Consider the following 25,797-nt stretch of genomic DNA (forward strand, 5'->3'; position numbering starts at 1 on the left):
AGGACTTCCAAATGAAAAAAGTACTCGTACTAACTGAAGCACGTGATCATCAATTGCGTAACGTTTCCTTGGAGGCATTGGCTGCCGCCCAGATCATAGCAGAGGGTGGCGAAGTAGTAGCTGCTGCATTCGGTAGCGATGCAGATACATATGCCAATGCACTGGGTGAATACGGAGCGACTAGCCTTTATGCAGTAAAAAATGAAACATTAGACCAATATGCTCCCGATGCATATGCACAGGCTTTTGTGAAGGTAATTCAAGAGGTGAATCCAGACGCTATCGTGGCAGGACATACAGCGATTGGACGTGATATCGCACCACGGGTTGCTGCTCGATTAGGATTAGGTCTGATCTCAGATGTTACTAGTGTTGAAGCGGGTCCTGTCTTTACTCGACCTATTTATGCAGGGAAAGCATTTCAAAAGCGTATATTTTCCAGTGATAAAGTTTTCGTAACGATCCGTCCGAATAATATTGCTTTGGGAGAAACAAAGCCAGGTCAATCTGCTACAGTGGTCACGGTAGACGTAGAACTAAAAGATTTACGTAGCATTATTAAAGAAGTCGTTCGCAAAACGTCTGGCAAAGTAGATTTATCCGAAGCGAAAGTAATTATCGCAGGTGGCCGTGGCGTTAAGAGTAAAGACGGCTTCCAGCCGCTGGAAGAACTAGCTGAGGTTCTAGGAGCAGCAGTTGGTGCTTCACGTGGAGCTTGCGACGCAGATTATTGCGACTATGCACTGCAAATCGGCCAAACAGGTAAAGTGGTAACTCCTGATTTATATATCGCATGCGGAATTTCCGGGGCTATTCAACACTTGGCAGGAATGTCAAACTCCAAAGTGATTGTGGCTATCAACAAAGATCCTGAAGCCCCTATTTTCCAAGTAGCTGACTATGGCATCGTGGGTGACTTGTTTGAAGTGGTGCCATTGCTAACGGAAGAATTCAAAAAGGTAGTAGTAGGCTAAAGTTTAATAAGGGCGGGTGTATAGACTACGGTTGCTTAGTTAGAACCGTAGTTTTTTGCTTTTGACGGGAATTTGGTTTAGATTAAAACGAAGTCAAAAAATTAATGAAGAAACAAATAAGAATGGTATGCTGCGAATGAACTATAAAACAAGTGAGTCAGGAGAGGGAGAGATTGCAGCAACTTGTACAAATTTCAAAACGTATTTTATATGTCCCCCCCTATCAGGAAACGGATCGCCCCATTCTAGCAGCGATAGTGGGAGATGAAAAAACACTTTTGATTGATGCGGGTAATTCTTCTAACCATGCGAAGATATTCCTAGAACAGTTAGGCGAAAAAGGTATCAAAGCTGACTGGTTGGTCCTTACCCATTGGCACTGGGACCATGTATTTGGTTTAAACGAAATGGACATGCCGATCGTTTCACATAGCCAAACACTTCAATATATTAAAGAACTAATGGACCTAACCTGGACAGATTGTGCTTTAGATAAGCGTGTTGAGCTAGGAATAGAAATACCATTTTGTGCAGAGGCAATAAAAAAGGAACTGGGGACGAACCGAGATGTCACTCTGCGATTACCTGAGCTTATATTTGATAGTCGAATGACAATTCATTTAGGTGGGGTAAGCTGTGTAATTGAACATGTGGGAGGAGATCATTCATCTGATTCAAGTCTGATTTATATCCCTGAAGAAAAAGTATTGTTTCTAGGTGATTGCCTATATCCGAATATCTATGCTAAAAAGTGGAATTACACAGTTGAGAAATCACGAAAATTAGTAGAACAGCTTGAAAAATATGATGCGAACATTATTTTTCTATCTCATCAAGAGGCTCCTTTAACAAAAGAGGAGTTTGAAGCAGAGCTTCTGCTATTAAAAAATACAGCCTTTTTTACAGAAAAGTTCAAGGGTAATCAAGAAAAAATCAGTAAAGGTATGACTGCACTCTTACATAGAGAATTAAATGAGGATGAGACAGAGACCGTTCGTTTTTTTGTTGATGGATTTGGGAAACTGTAACGAATGGATTCAACCATTTTGTAGCAGGATAAGATAAGAATAGCAATTGTTTTTTCAAAGTATAATGAAAGTATTTTGAGTCATGGTCAATTTTGGCTGTAGATGATATACTTTCAGAAGGCTTTAAGTTATTTTTCTAAGAGTAAAGGAGGATTTTATCCTATGGCTATTACAAATGCGACGGATCAATCTTTTGCACAAGATATCGAACAAGGTACAGTATTGGTAGACTTTTGGGCTCCATGGTGCGGACCTTGCAAAATGATCGCTCCTGTGCTTGAAGATATGGATAATGAAGTCGGCGAAAAGCTGAAAATCGTGAAAGTGAATGTTGACGACAATCCAGAATCTGCTGGTAAATTTGGCGTTATGTCCATCCCGACTTTGATTCTTTTCAAAGACGGTCAACCTGTGGACAAAATGGTTGGTTTTAAACCAAAAGATGCTTTGATGGAAACAATCAACAAACATCTGTAAGGTCGTTGGTAAGATCAAGTGCGTTTGATGCGGAAGTTACCATCATTCGTTCTAAAAGCCCGGCTCCTAAATAGGAGTGCGGGTTTTTTGTTTTCCACTCTTCCCATATGTTTTCCATCCCAATCTTTATAAGTAGGAAAAAGAGAACAAGTGTGCTAGGATAAAGGGTAGGAAAAAAGACATTTCGGGTTCGGATGAGATTAATAATTTTACATACTCAGGAAGGGAGAACGCGACGTGAGTCAAATAAAAGATAAACTTGCGATATTGCCGGATAAGCCAGGCTGTTATCTAATGAAAAATGCGAATGGCGACATTATCTATGTGGGAAAAGCTAAGGTATTAAAAAATCGCGTTCGTTCCTATTTTACTGGCAGTCATGATGGAAAAACTCAGTTACTAGTAAATGAAATTGCTGATTTTGAATATATTGTGGTCTCTAGTCCAATAGAGGCGCTTATTTTAGAGTGTAATCTGATAAAAAAATATGATCCTCGATACAATATCTTATTAAAAGATGATAAGACGTACCCATATATTAAAATTACTAATGAGGCACATCCGCGTTTGGAGATCACACGTCGCATTTTAAAGGATAAAGCGAAGTATTTTGGACCATATCCCAATGCGACAGCTGCTCAGGAAGTAAAGAAGCTATTGGATCGTTTATACCCGCTTCGTAAATGCAAAAATATGCCAAAGCAGGTATGCTTGTATTACCACATGCATCAATGTATGGCACCCTGTGTGTTCGAGGTGGATAAGGCGGAGAACCTACGCATTGTTGATGAGATCGCTAAATTCCTAGATGGTGGTCATAAGGCTACGAAAGAAATCTTAACGGAAAAAATGATGATGGCTGCAGAGAATATGGAGTTTGAACGGGCAAAAGAATTTCGTGACCAAATTCATAATATTGAAGCAGTCATGGAGAAACAAAAGATTACACTGACTGATACGGTTGACCGTGATATCTTTGGTTTTCATACCGATAAAGGCTGGATGTGCGTACAGGTCTTCTATATGCGGGGAGGTAAGCTAATCGAGCGTGATACTAGCTCGTTTCCCTTTTACGGAGATGCCACAGAAGATTTCATGTCGTTTGTTGCACAGTATTATTTTGATAAACAGCAGGCTTTGCCAAAAGAAATTCTACTACCTGAAGAAAGTGAACCAGAGCTGATTTCTGAATGGCTAGGAGTAAAAGTATTAACCCCAAAACGTGGGAAAAAGCATGAATTAATTGATATGGCAAAAGAGAATGCGCGTATTTCCTTAGCAGAGAAATTTGCCTTATTAGCAAAAGATGATGCCCGTACAGTGCAGGCTGTCCATAATTTAGGTAACATTATGGGAATAGGCACCCCTCATCGCATCGAGGCTTTTGATAACTCTAACATACAAGGAACCGAACCTGTGTCGGCCATGGTTGTGTTTACTGATGGGAAACCAGACAAGAAAGAGTACCGGAAATATAAAATAAAAACGGTAGAGGGCCCTGATGATTACGGCTCCATGCGAGAGGTTATTTTGCGGAGATATTCTCGCCTGTTAAAAGAAAATCAACCATTACCTAATCTAATTGTTATTGATGGAGGCAAGGGTCAAATCAGTGCCGCTATGGATGTGCTAGAAAATGAATTAGGGTTGTTCATTCCCGTCTGTGGGCTCGCTAAGGATGAAAAGCATAAAACAGCGATGTTACTCTATGGTGACCCGCCCATGCCTGTAGAGCTTAAGCGGGATAGCCATGAGTTTTATCTGTTGCAACGTGTCCAAGATGAGGTACATCGCTTTGCCATCACCTTTCATCGGCAGGCTCGTTCCAAAACAATGCTTTCTTCACAATTAGATGAGATACCAGGTATAGGAGAGAAGCGACGTAAGAAGTTGTTTCAGCATTTTGGTTCATTGAAAAAGATGCGCGAAGCAACAGTGGAAGATTTCCGTCAGCTTGGTATTGGTGACAAATTAGCAAGAGATATTATTACGCATGTAAGAGGATTGAAGGATGATAAATAAGCTCATTTCTTCAGTATTTTATGTAATTGCTTTTTTACAATCAGTTCTATGAATTTCCATGGGAGCATTTTTTTACTAAATAATAAGTTTTTGACGCTTTTTCCAACAGGATAACGAAATGACGGTTCAGGAGTTTTTACGATACGTAATACGGTTTGAACTACTTCTTCTGGATCACCGGAGTGAGTGGAGTTGTGTTTGGCTTGCTGTTGTAAATACACTAAAAGGGTATGGTAGGGAGACTCAGGTGAGAGCGCTGCTGCATCTACACTTTTTTGCCAGATATCGGTTCGATAAGACCCAGGCTCGATCAGGACAACTTGGACGCCGAATGGGAGCATTTCTAAGCGTAGAGATTCACTGAAGCCTTCTAGTGCATGTTTGGAGGCGGTGTAGGGTCCAAGCATAGGAAATCCAAATTGTCCACTAATGCTGCTCATATTGATAATGAGACCGCTCCTCCGCTCACGCATGTGTTTTAAAACTGCTTGAGTAGTGGCTACTGCTCCAAAAAAGTTCGTCTCAAACTGTCTTCGCCATTCCTCTAGTGGTATTTCTTCAGTAAAACCACCGGTTGCATATCCAGCGTTGTTAATTAGTACATCTATCTTGCCAAATAGTCGGAGCGTATCGTCAATGGCCTGTGTGATACTATCTTGGTTAGTAACATCTAAGGGGAGAATGTGTAAACGATCTCCAATGTTTCGGGCTGATGCCTCTTGAAGAAGAGGCTCTTTTTTGGTTATATCACGCATCGTTGCGATTACTTGATAACCAGCTTCAGCAAGAGCTACACTAATTTGCTTCCCAAAACCGCTTGAGCAACCAGTGATAAGAACAACAGACGAGGTGGATTTCGACTTCAAATGTACAGGGGAAGGAGTTTTATTGTGTGTATGTGTTCTAGTCTGCTTCTGCAACTGAGGCTTGGATAGCTGATCGGCTGTCCCTGTGTTAGAGCCAGAGTTCTGCAACGGGTAATTACACTTCATAGGAAGCCTCCTTTCATGTTCCTTTTAAAAAGAGAACGAAAAACTTTACTCATTGTATCACGTGAATATCTTTTTATATTTTTTTAAAAAGAATTGTAACTAATAAAGTAACGTGATATAATTCTGAATAATCTCATAAGAAACAACCTCACTTCCCTATACAGGAGTGAGGTAGAGGCGCAAAAACCAAGAGTACCTTCCGGAGATATGGGAATCTATGATGGAGCTGGGAAAGGGGAATTTGCCGAAGTGTGCACGCGATACCCAAGCGGTGCATGCTGGGCTTACGTTAAATAAGCGTAAGACTGTCATTTGTATGTCATACCCGTCATGCAAATGGAGAGCTATCTCACCGGGCTGCTAAAGCTATTATTATTTGCTTTGGCAATTCCGTGAATCAGGGGAAGGAGGGACCGTGTATGTCCAGTTAGGGCAACGACTAGGTATTTCCTTGTCGTTGCCTTTTTTGCGATTCAATTATTAATAAAATACTTTCATGATAGATGAACTAAGGAAGGCATATGATCCAAACTAGAAGAATATACCAGAGGAGAGATTCGAAATGGAAATTGTGGTGCAAAAATATGGGGGAACGTCCGTAGGTTCTGCGGAGCGTATTCAAAAAGTAGCGGAGAGAATTATCCGCTATAAAGATGCCGGGCATGCCATGGTGGTTGTGGTATCTGCTATGGGAAAAACAACAGATGTGCTGGTGGATTTAGCAAAGGAATTACATGAGAACCCACCTGCTCGTGAAATGGATATGCTACTCGCAACAGGCGAACAGGTCTCCATTGCCCTACTTAGTATGGCACTACAGAGTAGAGGGTACGAAGCTGTGTCCATGACAGGCTGGCAGGCTGGTATTTTAACTGAGGAGAAACATGGTAAGGCTCGCATTAGTACGATTAACAGCCAACGGATTGAGCAAGAATTACAGCAAGGCAAAATTGTCATCGTAGCAGGTTTTCAAGGAGCTAGCGAAAACGGAGAAATTACGACATTGGGACGGGGCGGGTCTGATACGACAGCGGTAACAATCGCGGCTAGTCTACAGGCTACATGTTGCGAAATCTATACAGATGTATCAGGGGTATTTACAGCCGATCCGCGCATCGTTTCTCGTGCACAAAGATTAAGCTCCATTTCATATGATGAAATGCTAGAATTAGCAACTCTAGGAGCTGGCGTATTACATCCGCGTTCTGTGGAAAGTGCAAAAAAATATCGAGTTCGTCTTGTGGTTCGCTCCAGCTTTACAGAAGAAGAAGGAACATTGGTTGAGGAGGAGACAAACATGGAATTAGGCAAAGTAATTAGCGGAATTGCTCACGATAAAGATGTGGCATCTATAACGGTTATTGGGATGCCTGTAAAAGTAGGCATGCTATCTTCCTTATTTAAAGCATTGGCGGACGCTTCTATTAATGTAGATATTATTATTCAAAGTACCTATCATGACAAAGCCAATAATGTTTCCTTTACGATCTCCGCTGAGGATTTACATAGAACGCTGGAGACATTGGAAGCTCATCAGGAGGAGTTAGGCTTTGAGCATGTGGAATATGAATCTGGTTTAGCAAAGGTCTCAATTGTAGGAGCTGGTATGATTACGAATCCGGGCGTTGCAGCCGATATGTTTAGTCATTTGTCCAGTCAGGATATTCTCATTCGGATGGTATCTACCTCCGATATTAAGGTATCTTGCGTCATTCCAGCAGATAAAGTGTCGCAAGCTGTAGCTACATTGCACACGGCGTTTGGATTGGATGTTACTTCAGATGCTGTTGTGCATGCTTAATTCTCCAGATATACAAAACAGGATTTAGAATTGTTTAAGATGGATGAATAGGGATAGGGTTGGATTTATCATGAAGCTTGGTGGAGAGACTTCCACCAGGCTTTACGTGGTTTATTCTGTTTTCTCTTGACAAGTAATACCTATTTTCAAATAATGGAGAGAAAAACTTTTGGAGGGGGAAATACCAAATGATACGAAAACTAACAGAAGCAGATCGAGAAGCATTTATCGACTTGGTAGCAAAAGAGAGAAGCTTGAACTTATTTCTTATTGGTGATGTTGAAAATTTTGGCTTCTCCACCCATTTTCAAGAATTATGGGGAGAATGGTCAGCAGATGACCAGACAAAGCTCTCTGCGGTACTACTGCGATATTATCATGCATATGTTTTTTATGCTCCGGCTAGCTTTGATCTCAAAGGTTTCAGTGAAATTCTACTAGCTGACAAGAAGCTGGAGGTTTTATCAGGAAAACAAGATTGTTTGCAGGCCTTTGCAAGCTATCTGCCGAAGCACGTGATCAAAACTACATATTTTGCAGAATTAGTGGACGACTCACAATTGCCTAAGGATGAAATCAATAAATTTGAGGTGAAAAAAGCCACGGTTCGTGAATTAAAAAAAATCGTGAATTTACGTAATCAAATTGAAGAATTTGGAACATCTGCTGATGCAGAGGAAACGTTGCGCCATACGTTGGAAAGCGGTACAGGGAGAACCTATTATGTAGAGATGAACACAGAAACGGTAGCCTGTGCCTCAACAACAGCCGAGTGTTCGACGGCCGCGATGATCGTTGGTGTTTGTACTCGTACAAACTATCGCAAGCGTGGCTATGCTAGTGCCTGTATGGTAGCACTGTGCAGGGATGTTTTGGCGGAAGGGCGAAATCTATGTTTGTTTTACGATAATCCGGCAGCTGGAGCTATTTATAAACGTTTGGGCTTTCAAGACATTGGAATGTGGACGATGTATCAAATAAAAAGAGAAGAATCCTTTTAGTTGAAATAGATTGACAATTCTTACTCAGAGAAGTATGATAAACAAAATTATATAGAAATCTCTTATCAAGAGTGGTGGAGGGACTGGCCCGAAGAAACCCGGCAACCCCGCAAGAAGCGGAGAGGTGCTAAATCCAGCAGGCACGCATGAAGTAGTCTGGCAGATAAGAGCGGGTCTAGTCGATACGATCAAACCCCTCTTCTCCGGAAGAGGGGTTTTTTAGCACATATGTACCTGCGCTTTAGGGCATCAAGTGGAAATAGGAGGAATTGTATTGAAAAAAGCAACGATTCACGACCTAGAGTTGGAATGTGGCGAGGTGCTCCGTCAAGTGGAAATCGGATATACGACAAGCGGTACGTACAACTCTGAGCAATCGAATGCAATTTTGGTGTGTCATGCATTAACGGGAGACAGTCAAGTTGTAGGTGATGGTGAAAAGTCAGGCTGGTGGGATGGATTGATTGGGCCAGGGAAAGCGATTGATACCAATTTCTATTACGTGATTTGCGCAAACGTACTAGGTGGTTGCTACGGAACAACAGGTCCTGCAAGTATGAATAGGGAGACTGGAGAGCCATATGCGACTCATTTTCCTGTTGTGACCATCCGGGATATGGTGCGGGCTCAATATAAGCTCATCGAGCAGTTGGGTATCCCGCATCTTTATGCGGTCATAGGTGGTTCGATGGGTGGGATGCAAGTTTATGAGTGGGCAGTTGAATACCCACAGATGATGGATTTGGTGGTGCCAGTTGCTACCTGCGCACAGTTATCTGCTATGGCCATCGCTTATAATGATGTGGCAAGGCAAGCGATCTGCAATGATCCTGATTGGAATAATGGTCATTATTATCCGAATCAAGGCCCAATTCGCGGATTATCAACGGCGCGTATGGTCGGCATGATTACATACCGGACAGCTGAATTATTTGAAGAGCGATTTGGTAGGGCTCATCAAGGCACCGTGCATGCCGACTTAGTGGAGACCACTTTTGAAGTGGAGAGCTATTTACGTTATCAAGGAGATAAACTTGTGCAACGGTTTGATGCAAATAGCTACCTCTATCTGCTAAAAGCAATGGATACACACGATATCGGTAGAGGAAGAGATGGAATTGAAAACGCACTGACACGCATCGATGCAAAGGTGGTCTGTATAGCTATTTCCAATGATTTATTGTATCCAATTCCCCATCAGCTTTGGCTATCCTCTACATTAAAGAGACAGGGGAAAAACGTTGATTTTTTTGCGATTGACTCTGTATTTGGGCATGATGGTTTTTTAGTTGAAATAGACAAAATGGCTCAACTGCTAGGGCCTTATTTTCCTGTGACAGTAAAAGGTCAACAAACATCACAATTAATTGGATAACCAGCTTCTCTGCTCAAAAAAGTAGGTAGAAGATAGATAGGCAACAACGATAATGATTACTAGTAGCTGTTTTATGCGGATATAAGAGCTTGCACGTAAAAACAGGTTGTTACCCTGAGATAACAACCTGAATATGTGCAGTTGGTTCTTTTTTTTTGTCCTTTTCCAGGAGAGTGAGTGTGGCATTTGTCTCACGTTCTAACCAGTTACCAATAGATCCGGCAAGAAAGCCTGTTTCAAACTGTAGGGTACGTTCTAATCGGTTTGTCGTCTGCATGGTAAGATGGGGATGTGTCAGTAGATACTCAATCTGTTTAGCTGTACAAGAGATTAGTTCAAGCTTTCCTAAGCCAAGTTGGATGAAGGCTAATATCAGATCCTCTGCTGCATGTATATGATAGGTCTCCCCTATCTCTTTTCCCATCCAATAAAGAATGGGACCTTCGCAATCTCCCAATAATTCCTGTGTGACTACATTTCGAAAAAAGAGATGACCGGCAAAGGGCATGTTCATTTGTTGCATGCGCTGACGATCATGTGGTGAAAACGTAGGTAAAAGTTGTTGTAAGACATCAGTAGCTTGTCTCATTGTAGCTCGTCCTCCTTTTGTGCATGATTTCTATTCTATGAAGCAAAAAAACATTTATGCTAAGACTAAGAAATTGATAGGAGTAAATGAAGGGGAAGAGAGAGTATATCGATAGCTACGTGGTCATAATAAGTATAAATAATAATAAAAGATAGGATTGTTATAGATTACAATTAATCTAAGAATGTATTAAGTCTATTCAATTGCTTGACGCTACTAAAAGGTAGGAGTACAATTGTTTTGGTCACATAATTTCCAATCTTTATTCTTTATTTGGACACAACTCGTTTGCGCCCGCGGCTTTTTATGCGTTGGATTGACAGACTTTTGAAACCATTTCGCAAACTGGAAACATTTTGTTATTCCTATTGAGAGACTGGTTCTTCGTGCATAGAGGATGTTCTTCCAAAGTGGAAGCGGAGCGGAACATGTGTCTTGCTGAAACCTACAGGGTTAAAGCATAGGTATTGTAAGATAACATTTTCCACACATCAATGAAGGGGGGACCCAGGCATGGCAAGTAAGAAAAACTTCGCTTTGCACAAGCTTCACACTCTACTCGGGTTGTTTCCGATCGGGTTGTTTTTACTGTTCCATTTAACGGCGAACTTTCAAGCAACCAAAGGGCCGGAAGCATTTAACGAAGCGGTTGGTCTAATTGAAAAGGCACCGTTCTTATTGTTTATGGAATTTGCATTCATTTATCTCCCGCTGTTGTTTCACGCCATTTACGGTCTATATCTTGCATTTCAAGCAAAACCTAACAATGGCAACTACTCATTTTTCCGTAATCAAATGTATCTCTGGCAGCGTATTACAGGTGTTTTCACGCTGATTTTCGTAGCGTGGCATGTGTGGCAAACTCGTATTGCCAAAGCTCTTGGTACCGCCGAAATTAACTATGACCTCATGCATGATATTTTTACTAACCCAGTAATGATAGCGTTTTACGCTGTGGGAGTTCTATCCGCTGTGTTCCACCTTTGCAATGGTGTATGGTCGTTCTTAGTGCATTGGGGCATTACAGTAGGGCCACGTTCACAACGTATGGCAACTTATTTCACCATGATCCTGTTCGTAGCATTATCCTACGTAGGCTTGCGTGCCGTATTTGCATTCGTGTAAGAGAAGGGGGAATAAAACATGGCGAAGGGTAAATTAATTATTGTCGGCGGTGGCTTGGCTGGACTTATGGCGACAATTAAAGCAGCAGAAAAAGGGGTAGCCGTAGAACTTTTTTCCCTAGTTCCGGTTAAGCGCTCTCACTCTGTCTGTGCTCAGGGTGGTATTAACGGAGCTGTTAATACCAAAGGGGAAGGCGACTCTACTTGGGAACACTTTGATGACACGATTTATGGCGGTGACTTCCTAGCAAACCAACCACCAGTAAAAGCAATGTGTGATGCTGCACCTGGTATCATTTATATGCTAGACCGTATGGGAGTTATGTTCAACCGTACTCCAGAAGGTCTGCTAGACTTCCGTCGCTTTGGGGGAACGAAGCATCACCGTACTGCATTTGCTGGAGCCACAACAGGCCAACAATTATTATATGCATTAGATGAGCAAGTACGCCGTTATGAGGCGGAAGGACTTGTGAAAAAATATGAGTACTGGGATTTTCTGGGGGCTGTTCTTGATGATGCTGGTGTCTGTCGTGGGATAACTGCACAAAGCATGCGTTCAGGTGAAATTAAAGCCTTCCATGCGGATGCAGTTATCATGGCGACTGGTGGACCTGGTATTATCTTTGGTAAATCTACTAACTCTATCATTAACACTGGTACAGCAGCATCTGCGTTGTATCAACAAGGTGTCATTTATGCAAACGGCGAATTCATCCAAATTCATCCAACAGCTATTCCTGGTGATGACAAACTACGCCTCATGTCTGAATCAGCTCGTGGTGAAGGCGGACGTATTTGGACGTATAAAGACGGTAAACCATGGTACTTCCTAGAAGAAAAATATCCTGCGTACGGAAACCTCGTACCGCGTGATATTGCGACTCGCGAAATTTTCCATGTCTGTGTAGATATGAAATTGGGTATCAATGGCGAAAACATGGTGTATTTAGACCTGTCCCATAAGGATCCAAAAGAATTGGATGTAAAACTGGGCGGTATCATTGAAATTTATGAAAAATTCGTTGGTGAAGATCCACGTAAAGTACCAATGCGCATATTCCCAGCTGTTCACTATTCCATGGGTGGTATGTGGGTAGATTACAACCAAATGACGAATATCCCAGGCCTATTTGCTGCAGGTGAGTGCGATTATTCTCAACATGGTGGTAACCGTTTGGGTGCGAACTCTCTGTTATCTGCTATTTATGGTGGGATGGTTGCTGGGCCAAATGCAATCAATTATATCAACTCATTGGATAAGCTTTCAGATGATCTTCCAAGTGGCTTGTTTGACAGCTATGCGAAGCAGGAACAAGATAAATACGACAACATCTTAAAAATGGATGGTACAGAAAATGCGTACGTGATCCATAAAGAGTTGGGCGAGTGGATGACTGATAACGTAACAGTGGTTCGCTACAACGATCGATTGCAAAAAACAGATGATAAGATTTTGGAGCTCATAGAGCGCTACAAAAACATCAACATTCAAGATACGCAACAATGGAGTAACTCTGGAGCACAGTTTACACGTCATTTGTGGAACATGCTTGTTCTAGGGCGTGCTATTACAATCAGTGCCTTGAAACGTGATGAAAGTCGCGGCGCACACTACAAGCCTGATTTCCCTGAGCGTGATGACGAACACTTCATGAAAACGACAATGGCGAAGTATAACCCAGAAACAACTGCGCCAGAAATCTATTATGAAGATATTGACGTCTCTTTAATCAAACCACGTAAGCGTGACTATACCAGTGATAAAAAAGGAGGGAAATGATCATGGCTGATCGTTTAATCCATCTGATCGTTACCCGACAAGACACACCTGATTCCACGCCTTATAAGGAAGAGTTTAAAATTCCATATCGTCCAAATATGAACGTTATTTCAGCGTTAATGGAGATTCAACGCAACCCAGTTAACTCTCAAGGACAGAAGACAAAACCTGTCATTTGGGAATCCAACTGTCTAGAAGAGGTATGCGGTGCTTGCTCAATGGTAATTAACGGAAAACCACGCCAAGCCTGTTCTGCTCTGATTGATAAATTGGAACAACCAGTGCGTATTGAGCCAATGAAAACGTTCTCTGTACAGCGTGACTTAACTGTAGATCGCAGTCGTATGTTCGATGCTTTAAAACGGGTTAAAGCATGGATTCCTATCGACGGAACTCATGATTTAGGACCGGGACCAAGAATGGCGGAAGTAGATCGCCAATGGGCATACGAATTATCTAAATGTATGACTTGCGGTGTGTGTTTAGAAGCATGCCCGAATGTAAATGATAAATCACCATTTATTGGGGCGTTTGCCATTTCCCAGGTACGTTTATTTAATGAGCATCCAACAGGAAAAATGAACAAGCATGAACGTTTAGAGTCCTTGATGGACGAGGGTGGAATTAGCTACTGCGGTAACTCGCAAAACTGCGTACAGTCTTGCCCGAAAGGCATTCCACTGACTACTTCAATTGCTCATATGAACAAAGAAACAACGAAGCATGCCATTAAATCCTTCTTCTTCTCGTAAGAACAAGATAACTACTTACATTTTATACGACGTCACTTCAAAAAAGCCTTCTTTACGTGAGAGGGCTTTTTTTCTTTTTTGCAAAAATTGGTAGTATGCTTTCTCCCCCCTTGTATTGGTAGTGGTGTATACCCATAAGCTTCCTTTGGCAAACTGATGAAGATACTACATGAAGAATTTTCACCAGGAGGGGGCTGCGTATGAAGAAACAAATGATCAAAGTGTTTTGTGCGGGTGCAGTTGTACCGTTGCTATATTATCCGGTCAGTTACGTTGGAGCAGATACCGTTTTACATAACCACAAGACGATTGATAACACGCAGCAAATTATTTCACGTGAGCAAATTCAAAAAGATATTCAGGAGGCAACCAAGGCTTCTTTCCCCAAAAAAACAGTCGGTCATTCCCCGGGCAATCTTTTTAGCATGTTTCAGAACCAAGCAAACGAATGGAATGCCTTAAAGCATGTGATTAAAGGGGAATCGGTGTCTAAAGCTGGAAAATCTACTTTGTCTATGATAGAGGCAGATAGAGCTTGGCAGGAGTTAGGGGTAAAAGGGGAAGGGATGCTGATTTCCATTGTGGATACAGGTATTAATCATAAACATCCTGATTTTCCAGCACCCCATGATAAAAATGCAGCAAAACAAAAGGCTGGAACAACACAAAAGGTCATTACCGGATACAATTGGGCCGATCGCAATCAAATAACTCAAGACGTAGGGGAATCTCAGCATGGTGTTCATGTAGCCGGAATTGTAGCTGGAAATGGCAAGGTAAAAGGGGTTGCACCCGAAGCTCAACTGCTTAGCGAAAAGGTTTTTAGCAATTATCAAGGTAGTATTTCTGGTCTTAGTGAATCCATCTTATTTGCGATGACAGATTCTATTGCCAAAAAGGCGGATGTAATCAATCTTAGTCTGGGGTCTTCTGCTGGATATGTAGATGAAACCAATACGGAACAGTATGCAGTCAGAAATGCTGTCGATAGTGGTGTTATCGTTGTCGCAGCAGCTGGCAATGATTCTTATTTTGGTAGTGATAAAGTGAAACGAACCAATCCGGATTACGCAATGATCGGGACACCAGGATTGGCTCCAGATGCGTTTAGCGTTGCATCTGTTAACGCCACTACTTTTGCTGGCAATAGTTTTGCACTTGAGGGAGTAGATCAGCTACCGAGAGTGGTCTATTTGACAGGAATTCCAGTAAGCGGTAGTGCACTACAACCCGAACAGTATTTATCACAGTCACATGAAATGGCATATGTCGGGAAAGGGAAGAAAGAGGATTACAATGTTAGTGTCAAAAATAAAGTAGTTTTAATTGAGCGTGGGGATATAACGTTTGATGAAAAGCTACGTCTAGCAAAGGAAGCCGGTGCAGCTGGAGCTCTTATTTATAACAATCAAGCAGGCCCTTTTTTGATGAGTGGCAATGAGAGTAAAAATATACCAAGTGCTTCTATTTTAAAATCAATGGGCGAGGTTATGGCAACAAAATTAAAAAAAGGAAAAAAGGTAAAAATTACCTTTGATGGCCAATTTGCACAAAATGAATTGCCATATCCAGAAGGTGGAACGATCTCGTCCTTTACCTCTTGGGGACCTACACCAGATTTACAATTTAAACCGGAGATATCCGCACCTGGTGGTGGAATTTTATCTACCGTTTCGCATGACGGATATGGAGTGAAAAGTGGTACATCAATGGCAACCCCGCACGTTGCAGGAGCGATGGCCTTACTAAAGCAGTATTATAAAAAGCAAGGATATGGTTTAGAAGGACGAGAGCTGGTTGAAACCCTAAAAGCGGTAGCCATGAACACAGCTCAGCCCGTACTTGATCCACGTCGTCCTATTTCATCTAAGACAAAAGACGAAAAGCTCCCACCTACTCCTTATTCTCCTCGTGTGCAGGGGGCAGGAATCATGCAGGTGGTTAAAGCAGCGAAAACTCCTGTCGTTATTACTAATAAAGAGGGAAAAGCAGGTGTATCCCTAGGTCAAATCGGTGAGAAACGAACGTTTAGCCTCAGACTTTCTAACAAATTCGGCAAAGAGCCAATTACGTATACACTAAGCGATGAATTCGGTGTGTTAACCGACCAGATAGAGAATGGCTACTTTAGTATGAAGGGAACTCGATTGCCTGGAGCCAAGGTTCAATTCCAAACTCCAAGCGTCACAGTAGCTCCAGGTCAAAAACAAGAAGTTCAGGTGACCATAACTGTGCCAAAGACCGCTCCTAAACAAATGTTTGTAGAAGGATACTTGCTATTTACACCCAAACAAGCTCATGTACCTGCTCTACGAGTTCCTTACTATGGTTTTTATGGAGAGTGGAATGAACCTAGAATCATGGATGCTCCCATGTGGAGCGCTGAGAGTCAGGAAAAGCTGACCAGTGTAAAAACAACATGGTATCACGATAAAGAAAGCGACAAATGGCGTTTTCGAGATGCGTTAGGTGTAAATGGTGTAGATGAGAATGGCCATGTTTTAATCAACCCAGACCATATTGCTTTTTCACCCAATGGAGATGGTCATTACGACAAGGCAGCACCATCCATTACATTCTTACGTAATGCGCGTGAGCTTTCTATTAATGTTACAGATACAACAGGTAAAGTTGTTCGATCTCTTGTCAAAGATGCTAAAGTAAATAAATTTGACCAGTCTAAAAAAGGTGATTCCTTTTTCTTTACAGAGAAAGAAGAGTGGGCTTGGGACGGAATGATTTATTCCTCAGATAAAGGGGCCTATATACCGGCGCCTGATGGAGCATATCGATTTGTCATCCGTGCCAAAAATGATGGGATTCACGCAAAATGGCAGACCCTTACGCTACCTGTTCGTGTGGATCGCCAAGCGCCACAAATCACGGCACAGCTAAATAAAAATAAACTTCAGTGGCAGACGAAAGATAAGGATATTCAGGGTTATCTGCTGTATGTAGACGGGAAAAAAACAGGGGGACCCTATGCACCGACTATTACGCAAACAGTAGTTAGCCAGCCACACAAAAAAATGACGCTGGTTGCCTATGATTACGCTGGTAACACTTCCTATACTCATATCAATGGACAAAGTGATATGACACCACCGGGCATCGAGTTTCCTGATCAGATCTTTCAACAAATCATGGTTAGCAATCAAAATCATGTGGCTATTCGTGGTACGGTAACGGGTGAAGATATGATGAATCGGGTTAAGCTGACCATTAGAGAACAATCTGTGAAAGTGGAGCAAGACGGTCGATTTCAGACTGTACTAGACTTGCCAGAGGGGATACAATATGTGCCCTATAAAGTGACAGACGCGTTTGGTAACACCCGTGAATTTACGCAACGTATCATCGTGGATAAAACACCACCTGTCTTGCAATTTGTTAACGATGGTAACGAGGATATTATGTTTGACGCTACCAGCAAAAAGATCGTGGTTCCTCTTCGCTGGATGTATCGTGATATGAATTACAAAGGAAGAATAAAAATTAATGGTGAAATTATTGCAAGCTGGGAAGAGGATCAGATTGAGAAGCCTGTTCAGAAATACTTTTCGCATCAGATAGCTCTCAAGCATGGTGAGAATAAAATTTTGGTTGAGGCAATGGACGAAGCGAAGAATCTGACGACCCAAGCTGTTATATGCTATGCGGACGCAACGATAGGATCAGTGGTTGTGATGCAGGATCAAAAACGTATTACGTACAAGGCTCTTCCTGCTAAGCCTCTTTCTGTGGGCTTCGCGAAACCTAGCTATAACGATACAGCAGGCTCTACCCTTCAGGTGAGAGGGCGGGTCGTTAAGCAATCTAATACAGAACTATCCTTTTACTATGGTGATCAGCGCCTATATGGTGATGTAAGCGATCAAGGAGATTTTCTGTTAGAAATCCCACGGATAAAAGAAGGAAGAGTGACGATCACGGTAGTGGCACACGATCTTTTAGGGCGTGAGACAAAGGCTCAGGCTATTGTGACGGGAAGTAAATGACAATCACAACGCATAAAGCCTAATCTGCAAGAATAAATGGATGCTTTTTATACCATCAAAAAAGAGTGACCATCAAAATCATGGTCGCTCTTTCTTTCATAACAAAGAGGTGAGGCTTTTGTTTTATCATGGCATTCATGAGAAATATGTCATTGAACATTATCCAATCCTGTCACCAAGACGGACAGCTCCCTATAAACATGGCAAGGACTTAGCTGACAGGATGCATTTGATTGAGCAGTTTGGTCTTGAACCCATTCATTTGTTAGAAGAGAGTAAGGAGTATTCACAAGACACTTGCTTACGAGAGTGTCGTCGCTTTGGGAATGTCGTCTTTTCCTTCCGCTCGTTACCTACTCCTATATGGCAATTAAGTAAACATGAAATAGCTGTTCCAATTCTTGATTTGCGAAAAACAGTAGCGATTTATGCAACACAGGAGCATGAGTCTATTAGAAGCTTATTCCCTTCCTTTCCTTATTTCATCATGTCATTCTAAGAAGATCCCTGCTATTACTCGGGCGTAATCGCTGCTACGGGACTTTGAAAATGGAAGTAAAAAATCTATTGATAATGATTATCATTCGTATTATAATGTGGTACGAACTTATTTCTATTTCTAACAATTAAGGGGAGTTCTTCATGAAAAAGTCTATTTTTACTCTATCAACAATATTTGTAGTGAGTGCATCACTTCTTGGATGCACGCAACAATCCCAGCCAACACAGGCAGATAAGCCGGTTGCCCAAACAGATGCTACACAAAAGGTAGAAGAAAAAAAGGATGCTTTAAAAAGTGTAACTGAAGCATATCGAACATATTCTATTGATCAAATCGATCAATTTGTGGTTTCTACTGAAAAATTCGTTACTGCTGTAAAAACAGGAGATTTGGAAACAGCGAAGAAATTATACGCTCCGTCTCGCATGTACTACGAGCGCATTGAACCAATTGCAGAATCCTTGGGAGACTTGGACCCTAAAATTGACGCTCGTGACGGTGACGTACCAAAAGAAGAATGGGGCGGCTTCCATAAGATAGAGCAAGGACTATGGGTAGACAAAACGACAAAAGGCTATGAAAAAGTGGCTGATCAGTTGCTTAATGATGTGAAGTTATTGCGTGCCAAAGTGGAAACAGTAGAAGTAATACCAGAGCTTTTAGTGACAGGTGCGGTTGATTTGTTAAACGAGGTATCATCCTCCAAGGTAACAGGTGAAGAGGAGCGCTACTCTCACACCGACTTGTATGACTTTGCTGCCAATGTAGAAGGGGCGCAAAAAATTTATGAGCTACTTCAACCTGCCTTGGTAACAAGGGATCAGAAAGTATCAGATGAGATCAAAAAGCGCTTTGATGATGTATTTGGACTATTAGCACCTTTCAAACAAGGTGAAGAGTATGCTTCTTATACCGAACTAAAACCAGATCAAGTCAAAAAACTTAGCCAAGCGATTGATGCACTAGCCGAGCCACTGTCTAAAATTGGTGTTGTGCTGGAGGGATAGGCATTTATGAAAGAAGAACGTGAGAAAAAACACCACGAGCAACAGCAGAACACAACTTCTGATCAGAATGAGACGAAGCTTTCTCGCCGAGACATGCTTAAAATGGTAGGGGTTGGAGGACTTGGACTTTTAGTTGGAGCAAGTGGAATGGGCGGTGTCATTGCTGCAGCTAACCATTTGCAAGGTGACTCGGCCAAGACAAAAAACAAATCAGGTAGTATGAAAGATGATATTGTCCCCTTTTACGGGGAATATCAGGCAGGCATTACTACAGAGGTTCAAAACTTTGTATATGTAGCAGCCTTTGACTTAGTTACAACCAAACGCTCTGATGTAATAGCCCTTTTTAAAAATTGGACAAAAGCTACAGAAAACATGACACAAGGTCTGCCAGTGGAGGATACGAAGACAAGTCAGTATCTCCCTCCGGTGGATACGGGGGAAGCAGAAGGACTTGCTGCTTCCCAGCTTACCATTACGTTTGGCGTAAGCGCTCAGTTTTTTGTGAAGGACGGTATAGATCGTTTTGGGATTAAAGCGAAACGTCCGCAAGCTTTAATCGAACTACCACATTTCGCACAGGATGCTCTTCAGCCGGAATGGATGGGTGGAGATATTGTTGTACAGGTATGTGCAGATGATCAACAGGTGGCGTTTCATGCGTTGCGCAATCTCATAAGACGAGCGAGAGGTGTCGCTACCATGCGTTGGAACCAAGCGGGTTTCCAACGTACCAAGCAGGCTGATGTAAAGGGTGAAACGGTGCGTAATCTGTTTGGTTTTAAAGATGGCACAGGCAATCCTAATGTGAAAGACCCAGCACAGCTTAATCAACATGTTTGGGTACAGCCTAATGACGGACCAGATTGGATGGTAGGCGGTTCCTATATGGTTTATCGCCGCATTCAGATGCGTCTTGAAGTTTGGGATCGAACCAATTTGAGTGATCAAGAACTGACATTTGGTCGACATCGAGCTAGTGGTGCCCCTTTAGGAGGGACAGACGAGTTTGAACCACTACAGCCAGAGAAATTACCAGATGTGTCCCATGCCAGAATTGCGCATGGAGATGGTTCCATCAAAATTTTACGCAGATCCTATTCATATGCAGATGGTATGGATGGCAAAACGGGAACTCTCAACGCTGGTCTACTGTTTTTATGCTACCAGAGAGACCCGATTAAACAATTTATCCCTATGCAGCACCGTTTGGCGAAGAATGATAAATTAAACGAGTATATTGTTCATCGCGGAAGTGGTTTGTTTGCTTGCTTCCCTGGGGTAAAAAAGGGAAGCTATATAGGTGAGGGCTTGTTCCGGTAACGTAGATCTATAAGGAGTAGGAGTTGTGAGCCCCATGTGGTTTTCTAAGAGTAAACAGCGTATCATGGCCATGTTGATGGTGGCTGCTTTTTTGGTAGCGGCAAGTATGCCGGTCTGGGCTACAGAAGCGACAGATCGTCTCTTTGTCACGATGTCTGATGCTTTCTTGAAGCTGAAGGAGCAAGATTGGGCTCATGTAGAGACAACAATCACCACTTTTGCAGGGGAATGGGCGAAAGAGAGAACGGATATTCCACAAGCAAAAGAGGTGGACAACGCCATCGCGTACGTGCAGGCAGAGTTACAGAAAGAGACGAAGGACGATAAGGCAATTTATGCTGGTCTACAGCAGTTGTCCAAATCCTTAAGAACTTACGAAGAAACGATAGCCCCTCCAAAAAAAGAGGAAAATCAACAGAAGCTAAAAGATGTACTAGCTCAGCTGGAAAAATGGCAAAAAGATGTAAACCAACAAAGCCAACCAGAGATGCTTAAGGCCTATCAATCCTTGGATAGAAATTGGACGAGAGCCGAATTAATTGTTCGAAACAAAAGTATCATGGCATACGGTGATATTGAGAAACAAATGGCTTTTGTACGCATTGCGTTAAATGCCGAACCATTAGATTTGAAAAAGGTAGCTGAAAAAATGGATGGACTTCACCAGTCTATTCAAGCATTTTTAGATGGGAAAACAAGTGGAGAAGCCCCAGCAGAAGGGACATACTCTGTTCAGAGCTTGTTAGATTTGCTTTCGACCTCAATCTCTGCTATAGGGGCCAATGATAATGCTACTGCTATTGATACCCTAAATCAATTTTTAACGATTTGGCCACTGGTCGAAGGTGAGATTATGACGAGGGCACCTAGCTTATATGCAAAAGTAGAGAATGAAATTCCACTAGCTATCAGTGAACTTAGCTCTAAGGTTCCTAAGACTTCACAGGCAACTGATCGATTGGCTCAGCTACAGATTGATCTGGCTCCATATGTGTCAAGTGGCTCTTATCATATGTGGGATGCTGCGGTGATTTTATTACGTGAAGGATTTGAGGCTTTAATAATCGTGGCAGCCTTACTCTCCTTTTTGAAAAAAACAAACCACGCCCATCAACAAAAATGGATTTGGGCAGGTGTGGGTGTCGGAATTATATGTAGTGGTTTGTTGGCTGTTGGTATCCAGATATTCTTTTCACAAGCGACAGCAGGTGCTAGCCGTGAATATTTAGAAGGAGTTTTCGGAATTGCGGCTGTTGTAATGATGGTGCTGGTAGGGAACTGGTTACACAATAAATCCAACATTCAAAATTGGAATGTCTATCTTAAAGGTCAGGTAGAATCAGCAGTTGCTAAGGGCGGACTATGGGCCATGGCAACCGTTAGTTTTCTAGCGATCTTCCGTGAAGGCGCCGAAACAGTTATTTTCTATATCGGGTTGGCTCCATCCATTACGATGAAAGAATTGCTAGCGGGAATTGCCCTAGCGCTAGCTATCTTAGTGGTTGTTGGGTTTGTACTTATTCGTTACAGTGTAAAACTGCCGATTCGATTATTCTTTACGACGGCCACAGTTGTTATCTATGCGCTAGCTTTCAAGATTGTTGGAGTCAGTGTACATGCATTACAAATCACCAAATCCTTGCCTGTCCATCCAATAAGTCAGGTGCCGTTGTGGGAAGGAATTGGGTTATTTCCAACCATGGAAACAGTGCTGTCACAAGGTATTTTATTGATAATTGTGCTTGGGGTGTTTATTTGGACCCACAAACGAGCTAAAAAACCCGTGATTCCTGCATAAGTGCAATAAGATAAAGAAAGAGTCCGATCAGTATGGTGATCGGGCTTTTTTCTCACTATTCATTTTCCATTGACCTCGTTTGAAAAGAAAGGTACGATCAAAAAAAGATTAGGAGCGATTCTGATAAGCATTTGTTTCAGCCTAAGGGAGGATCATTAGCATGAAAATAGCCAAGGTTATTAACAACAATGTGATCAGCGTATACAACGATCAAAAGAAAGAACTGGTTATAATGGGCAGAGGGATTGCCTTTCAGAAGCGACCAGGTGATACAGTTGAAGAAGAAAAGATCGAGAAAATTTTCACATTAGAAAATAAGGATATCTCCGAGAAGTTTAAAACGTTGCTTTATGAAATTCCGATGGAGTATATGGAAATCTCAGAAGAAATCATTACTTATGCAAAAATGAGCTTGGGCAAAAAGTTAAATGAAAGCATTTACGTTTCCCTTACTGATCATATTTATTTTGCTATTCAGCGAAACAGGGACGGATTAGATATTAAAAATGCATTGCTTTGGGAGATCAAAAGGTTGTATCAAGATGAATTTTCAGTTGGACAAAAGGCAATCAAACAGATCAATCAGAAATTGGGAGTTACATTGCCTGATGATGAGGCCGGGTTTATTGCTTTACACATTGTAAATGCTGAACTAAATGAAGAAATGCCAACGATTGTTACCATTACGAAGGTGATGCAGGAGATTTTAAATATCGTTAAATATCATTTCAATATCGAAGTGGACGAGGAATCGTTGCATTATTATCGGTTTATCACACATTTAAAGTTTTTTGCTCAACGCCTGTGCAAGGAAGCTCACATGGAGAGTAGCGATGATTTCTTATATGAGATGGTTAAGAGCAAGTATAAGGAAGCTTATGAGTGTACGAAGAAGATCAAGCGATACATTTCTAAGGAATATAAGCATGAGTTGACGAATGAGGAAGTGCTTTATCTAACAATCCACATTCATCGAGTGGTAAATAAAAAGTAAGAATGAAAGCGTTGACATTTATAAAAGAGCATGATATTTTATAAGTAACTTCATAAGACAAGTTCTTATTGATTAGGATTGTTACTGGTTAAGCAGGCAAAACCTAAATGGTTGTTCATTTATGTGGACAGCGATTTAGGTTTTTTTAAATTTCATACTACTAGGATTGTTACTGTAAGCCAGGCAAAACCTAAATGTTTATTCATGTGCGACTATGTTGTCGATACATGGGTAGATGTTTGGGTTTTTTTTATGAGATGATGTGAATCTTTTGATCAATTGGGCCCATTTGAACAAGTGCATTGCCTTTATCTCAGTCATGTTAGGAAAAGGATGTGTTTTTCTATGGATCAGGAAAAAGTAGCAAAAGAAATTGTAGCGCTTGTTGGAGGAAAAGAAAATATTGCACATGTCACCCACTGTATGACGAGATTACGCTTTAACTTGCATGACGATCAGCTTGCTAATAAAGAGATGCTGGAAAAGACAAAAGGTGTCATGGGTACCATGAAGAGTGGAGGTCAATTTCAGGTAATCATTGGTAACGATGTGGCGCAGGTTTATAAAGAGATCATGAAGAGTACCGATGTAACTACGAAACAAGGACATGATAAGGCTCCGAAAAAGAAGCAAAACCCGATAAGTGCTATTTTTGATGTAATTGCCGGGGTATTTACACCGATTCTACCAGCCATAGCTGGTGCTGGGATGATTAAAGGTCTTTTGTCTCTAGCGGCAACCTTTGGCTGGATGTCGCCAGACGATAGTACCTATCTGATACTAAATGCGATTGGAGACGGTGCTTTCTACTTCCTACCGCTTATCTTAGCATTTAGTGCGGCAAATAAATTTGGGAATAATCCTTTCGTTGCTGTTTCTGTCGCAGCTGCTGTCCTTCATCCTCAACTGACAGCCTTGTTAGGAACAGGTCAAAATACAAGCTTTCTTGGGATGCCGGTAACAGCCGTTACCTATGCTTCGTCGGTTATTCCAATCGTCATTACGATCTGGCTGGCATCTTATGTGGAAAAAGCAGTAGATAAAGCAGTTCATAAATCAATGAAGCTGATTTTAGTACCCATGATTACCTTGCTCATTGTGGTACCGCTTATGCTCATTGCCATTGGACCAATTGGAACTATTATCGGAAATGGACTTGCCTCAGGGATTACCGCGTTGTTTGATCATGCAGGATTGTTTGCAGGTGTGCTACTTGGTGGAACGATGTCCCTCATTATTATTACTGGCATGCACTATGCGCTTATACCGATTATGATTGGTACCGTCGCTCAGCTTGGCTACGATTACATTCTTCCGATTATGTTCGTAGCTAACTTAGCACAAGCGGGAGCAGCCTTTGGGGTATTCTTGAAATCAAGAAACAAGGAATTTAAGTCAATTGCCATGTCTACAAGTATAACAGCAACGATGGGTATTACAGAGCCAGCGATGTATGGGGTCAACATGAGACTGAAAAAACCATTCATCGCGGCGTTAATCGGTGGAGCCGTCAGTGGAGCCTTTATCAGCTTGTTTAATACGAAAGCGTATATTGTAGGAGGAAATGCAGGATTGCCTGGATTGCCTATCCTTATTGGCGAAACGTTCTGGTATGCGATTATTGGTATGCTCATTGCCTTTGTTGTCGGAGCAGTTGTGACATATCTTCTGGGATTTGTTGATATTCCAAGCAACGAAGCTAAGGAAGAATCGAGAGAGACAGAAGACATGATAGAGATAGAAAAAGTAGTGGAAATAGGACATACACTTGTTAAAAGTGAACAGATTTACAGTCCATTAGCTGGAGTTGTTCATCCATTACAAGAAGTAAGCGATCCTACCTTTTCCAGAGAGATTATGGGAAAAGGAATAGCAATTGAACCCGCGGAGGGACGTGTTGTCTCGCCAGTGAATGGGACTGTTGTCTCGATTTTTAATACGAAGCATGCCATAGGATTAATCAGTGATGAGGGAGCAGAGGTATTGATTCATATTGGAATTGATACCGTTAAATTAGAGGGTAAACACTTTACAGCCCATGTACAGACAGGTCAGCAGGTCAAGGTAGGTGAGTTGCTCATCGAATTCGATCTTCATGAGATTAGACAGGCAGGCTTTGAGACAATAACTCCTGTGATCATCACGAATACAGATCAATATCCAGAGATCCAACCTTCGACTCAAGCTGAAATGAAAGAGACAGAGCTGTTGCTCACCCTGCGTGTATAAGGGGGATTACATGATGATCTACAACCTG

19 protein-coding genes and 2 riboswitches are annotated in these 25,797 nt (G+C 41.9%); of the genes, 17 read left to right on the forward strand and 2 right to left on the reverse strand.

Translation table 11 applies throughout. The features are described from left to right. Window positions 1-11 precede the first annotated feature (11 nt). The 4 genes from BrL25_RS16400 (at window position 12) to uvrC (ending at window position 4,501) form a co-directional block, all read left to right on the forward strand. Window positions 12-974 carry an electron transfer flavoprotein subunit alpha/FixB family protein gene (locus BrL25_RS16400; RefSeq protein ID WP_018672836.1) on the forward strand — a complete coding sequence of 321 codons (963 nt, stop codon included), beginning with the start codon at window positions 12-14 and terminating at the stop codon, window positions 972-974. Window positions 975-1,147: 173 nt separating this feature from the next. Next, complete coding sequence (locus BrL25_RS16405) at window positions 1,148-2,002, forward strand: MBL fold metallo-hydrolase (RefSeq protein ID WP_018672835.1); 855 nt, start codon at window positions 1,148-1,150, stop codon at window positions 2,000-2,002. Between the two features lie 162 nt (window positions 2,003-2,164). Beyond that, entirely contained in the window at window positions 2,165-2,479 is a 315-nt protein-coding gene (gene trxA / locus BrL25_RS16410; protein WP_018672834.1) for a thioredoxin, read from the forward strand. Window positions 2,480-2,773: 294 nt separating this feature from the next. Next, window positions 2,774-4,501, forward strand: a complete 1,728-nt coding sequence (gene uvrC / locus BrL25_RS16415) for an excinuclease ABC subunit UvrC (protein WP_051088603.1) — start codon at window positions 2,774-2,776, stop codon at window positions 4,499-4,501. Between the two features lie 2 nt (window positions 4,502-4,503). Here uvrC and BrL25_RS16420 read toward each other — a convergent pair whose 3' ends face one another. Beyond that, window positions 4,504-5,493: an SDR family oxidoreductase gene (locus BrL25_RS16420; RefSeq protein WP_018672832.1), complete on the reverse strand. Its 990-nt coding sequence runs from the start codon at window positions 5,491-5,493 to the stop codon at window positions 4,504-4,506. A gap of 164 nt (window positions 5,494-5,657) precedes the next feature. Continuing rightward, a riboswitch (Lysine riboswitch) is annotated at window positions 5,658-5,848 on the forward strand. Between the two features lie 207 nt (window positions 5,849-6,055). Here BrL25_RS16420 and BrL25_RS16425 point away from each other — a divergent pair. From BrL25_RS16425 to metX, 3 genes are all read left to right on the forward strand, one after another. Beyond that, window positions 6,056-7,294 carry an aspartate kinase gene (locus BrL25_RS16425; RefSeq protein WP_018672831.1) on the forward strand — a complete coding sequence of 413 codons (1,239 nt, stop codon included), beginning with the start codon at window positions 6,056-6,058 and terminating at the stop codon, window positions 7,292-7,294. 188 nt (window positions 7,295-7,482) lie between these two features. Further along, window positions 7,483-8,295, forward strand: coding sequence for a GNAT family N-acetyltransferase (locus BrL25_RS16430; RefSeq protein WP_018672830.1), 813 nt, complete (start codon window positions 7,483-7,485; stop codon window positions 8,293-8,295). 59 nt (window positions 8,296-8,354) lie between these two features. After that, window positions 8,355-8,465, forward strand: a riboswitch (SAM riboswitch). Window positions 8,466-8,569: 104 nt separating this feature from the next. After that, complete coding sequence (gene metX / locus BrL25_RS16435; RefSeq protein ID WP_018672829.1) at window positions 8,570-9,670, forward strand: homoserine O-acetyltransferase MetX; 1,101 nt, start codon at window positions 8,570-8,572, stop codon at window positions 9,668-9,670. A gap of 109 nt (window positions 9,671-9,779) precedes the next feature. Here metX and BrL25_RS16440 read toward each other — a convergent pair whose 3' ends face one another. Beyond that, window positions 9,780-10,259 (reverse strand): DUF2507 domain-containing protein, encoded by a 480-nt coding sequence (locus tag BrL25_RS16440; protein WP_018672828.1) that lies wholly within the window; start codon window positions 10,257-10,259, stop codon window positions 9,780-9,782. Between the two features lie 513 nt (window positions 10,260-10,772). On the opposite strand from BrL25_RS16440, the gene BrL25_RS16450 reads away from it, so the two are divergent. From BrL25_RS16450 to BrL25_RS16495, 10 genes are all read left to right on the forward strand, one after another. Then, on the forward strand, window positions 10,773-11,384 hold the full coding sequence (locus tag BrL25_RS16450) for a succinate dehydrogenase cytochrome b558 subunit (RefSeq protein WP_018672827.1): 612 nt from the start codon (window positions 10,773-10,775) through the stop codon (window positions 11,382-11,384). 18 nt (window positions 11,385-11,402) lie between these two features. After that, window positions 11,403-13,166, forward strand: coding sequence for a succinate dehydrogenase flavoprotein subunit (gene sdhA / locus BrL25_RS16455; RefSeq protein ID WP_018672826.1), 1,764 nt, complete (start codon window positions 11,403-11,405; stop codon window positions 13,164-13,166). 2 nt (window positions 13,167-13,168) lie between these two features. Further along, window positions 13,169-13,918, forward strand: coding sequence for a succinate dehydrogenase iron-sulfur subunit (sdhB, locus tag BrL25_RS16460; RefSeq protein WP_018672825.1), 750 nt, complete (start codon window positions 13,169-13,171; stop codon window positions 13,916-13,918). A 200-nt stretch (window positions 13,919-14,118) separates the two neighbouring features. Next, entirely contained in the window at window positions 14,119-17,916 is a 3,798-nt protein-coding gene (locus BrL25_RS16465; protein WP_018672824.1) for a S8 family serine peptidase, read from the forward strand. Window positions 17,917-18,034: 118 nt separating this feature from the next. Beyond that, entirely contained in the window at window positions 18,035-18,415 is a 381-nt protein-coding gene (locus tag BrL25_RS16470; RefSeq protein ID WP_018672823.1) for a hypothetical protein, read from the forward strand. Window positions 18,416-18,558: 143 nt separating this feature from the next. After that, on the forward strand, window positions 18,559-19,425 hold the full coding sequence (gene efeO, locus BrL25_RS16475; RefSeq protein ID WP_018672822.1) for an iron uptake system protein EfeO: 867 nt from the start codon (window positions 18,559-18,561) through the stop codon (window positions 19,423-19,425). A 6-nt stretch (window positions 19,426-19,431) separates the two neighbouring features. After that, window positions 19,432-20,748 (forward strand): iron uptake transporter deferrochelatase/peroxidase subunit, encoded by a 1,317-nt coding sequence (gene efeB / locus BrL25_RS16480; protein ID WP_018672821.1) that lies wholly within the window; start codon window positions 19,432-19,434, stop codon window positions 20,746-20,748. A gap of 34 nt (window positions 20,749-20,782) precedes the next feature. Then, entirely contained in the window at window positions 20,783-22,546 is a 1,764-nt protein-coding gene (locus tag BrL25_RS16485) for an FTR1 family iron permease (protein ID WP_018672820.1), read from the forward strand. A 160-nt stretch (window positions 22,547-22,706) separates the two neighbouring features. Further along, window positions 22,707-23,540, forward strand: a complete 834-nt coding sequence (gene licT / locus BrL25_RS16490; protein WP_018672819.1) for a BglG family transcription antiterminator LicT — start codon at window positions 22,707-22,709, stop codon at window positions 23,538-23,540. 345 nt (window positions 23,541-23,885) lie between these two features. After that, a complete protein-coding gene (locus BrL25_RS16495) occupies window positions 23,886-25,769 on the forward strand; it encodes a beta-glucoside-specific PTS transporter subunit IIABC (protein WP_018672818.1) in 1,884 nt (627 codons plus the stop codon). Window positions 25,770-25,797: the final 28 nt, after the last annotated feature.

It is taken from the genome of Brevibacillus laterosporus DSM 25, assembly GCF_002706795.1.
GTDB lineage: Bacteria > Bacillota > Bacilli > Brevibacillales > Brevibacillaceae > Brevibacillus_B > Brevibacillus_B laterosporus.

What these genes read in the sequence shown, in the direction of transcription:
- BrL25_RS16400 (WP_018672836.1), top strand. Translation starts at nt 12, where the DNA reads ATGAAAAAAGTACTCGTACTAACTGAAGCACGTGATCATCAATTGCGT.
- trxA (WP_018672834.1), top strand. Translation starts at nt 2,165, where the DNA reads ATGGCTATTACAAATGCGACGGATCAATCTTTTGCACAAGATATCGAA.
- uvrC (WP_051088603.1), top strand. Translation starts at nt 2,774, where the DNA reads ATGAAAAATGCGAATGGCGACATTATCTATGTGGGAAAAGCTAAGGTA.
- BrL25_RS16420 (WP_018672832.1), bottom strand. Translation starts at nt 5,493, where the DNA reads ATGAAGTGTAATTACCCGTTGCAGAACTCTGGCTCTAACACAGGGACA.
- BrL25_RS16425 (WP_018672831.1), top strand. Translation starts at nt 6,056, where the DNA reads ATGGAAATTGTGGTGCAAAAATATGGGGGAACGTCCGTAGGTTCTGCG.
- BrL25_RS16430 (WP_018672830.1), top strand. Translation starts at nt 7,483, where the DNA reads ATGATACGAAAACTAACAGAAGCAGATCGAGAAGCATTTATCGACTTG.
- BrL25_RS16440 (WP_018672828.1), bottom strand. Translation starts at nt 10,259, where the DNA reads ATGAGACAAGCTACTGATGTCTTACAACAACTTTTACCTACGTTTTCA.
- BrL25_RS16450 (WP_018672827.1), top strand. Translation starts at nt 10,773, where the DNA reads ATGGCAAGTAAGAAAAACTTCGCTTTGCACAAGCTTCACACTCTACTC.
- sdhA (WP_018672826.1), top strand. Translation starts at nt 11,403, where the DNA reads ATGGCGAAGGGTAAATTAATTATTGTCGGCGGTGGCTTGGCTGGACTT.
- sdhB (WP_018672825.1), top strand. Translation starts at nt 13,169, where the DNA reads ATGGCTGATCGTTTAATCCATCTGATCGTTACCCGACAAGACACACCT.
- BrL25_RS16465 (WP_018672824.1), top strand. Translation starts at nt 14,119, where the DNA reads ATGAAGAAACAAATGATCAAAGTGTTTTGTGCGGGTGCAGTTGTACCG.
- efeO (WP_018672822.1), top strand. Translation starts at nt 18,559, where the DNA reads ATGAAAAAGTCTATTTTTACTCTATCAACAATATTTGTAGTGAGTGCA.
- efeB (WP_018672821.1), top strand. Translation starts at nt 19,432, where the DNA reads ATGAAAGAAGAACGTGAGAAAAAACACCACGAGCAACAGCAGAACACA.
- BrL25_RS16485 (WP_018672820.1), top strand. Translation starts at nt 20,783, where the DNA reads ATGTGGTTTTCTAAGAGTAAACAGCGTATCATGGCCATGTTGATGGTG.
- licT (WP_018672819.1), top strand. Translation starts at nt 22,707, where the DNA reads ATGAAAATAGCCAAGGTTATTAACAACAATGTGATCAGCGTATACAAC.
- BrL25_RS16495 (WP_018672818.1), top strand. Translation starts at nt 23,886, where the DNA reads ATGGATCAGGAAAAAGTAGCAAAAGAAATTGTAGCGCTTGTTGGAGGA.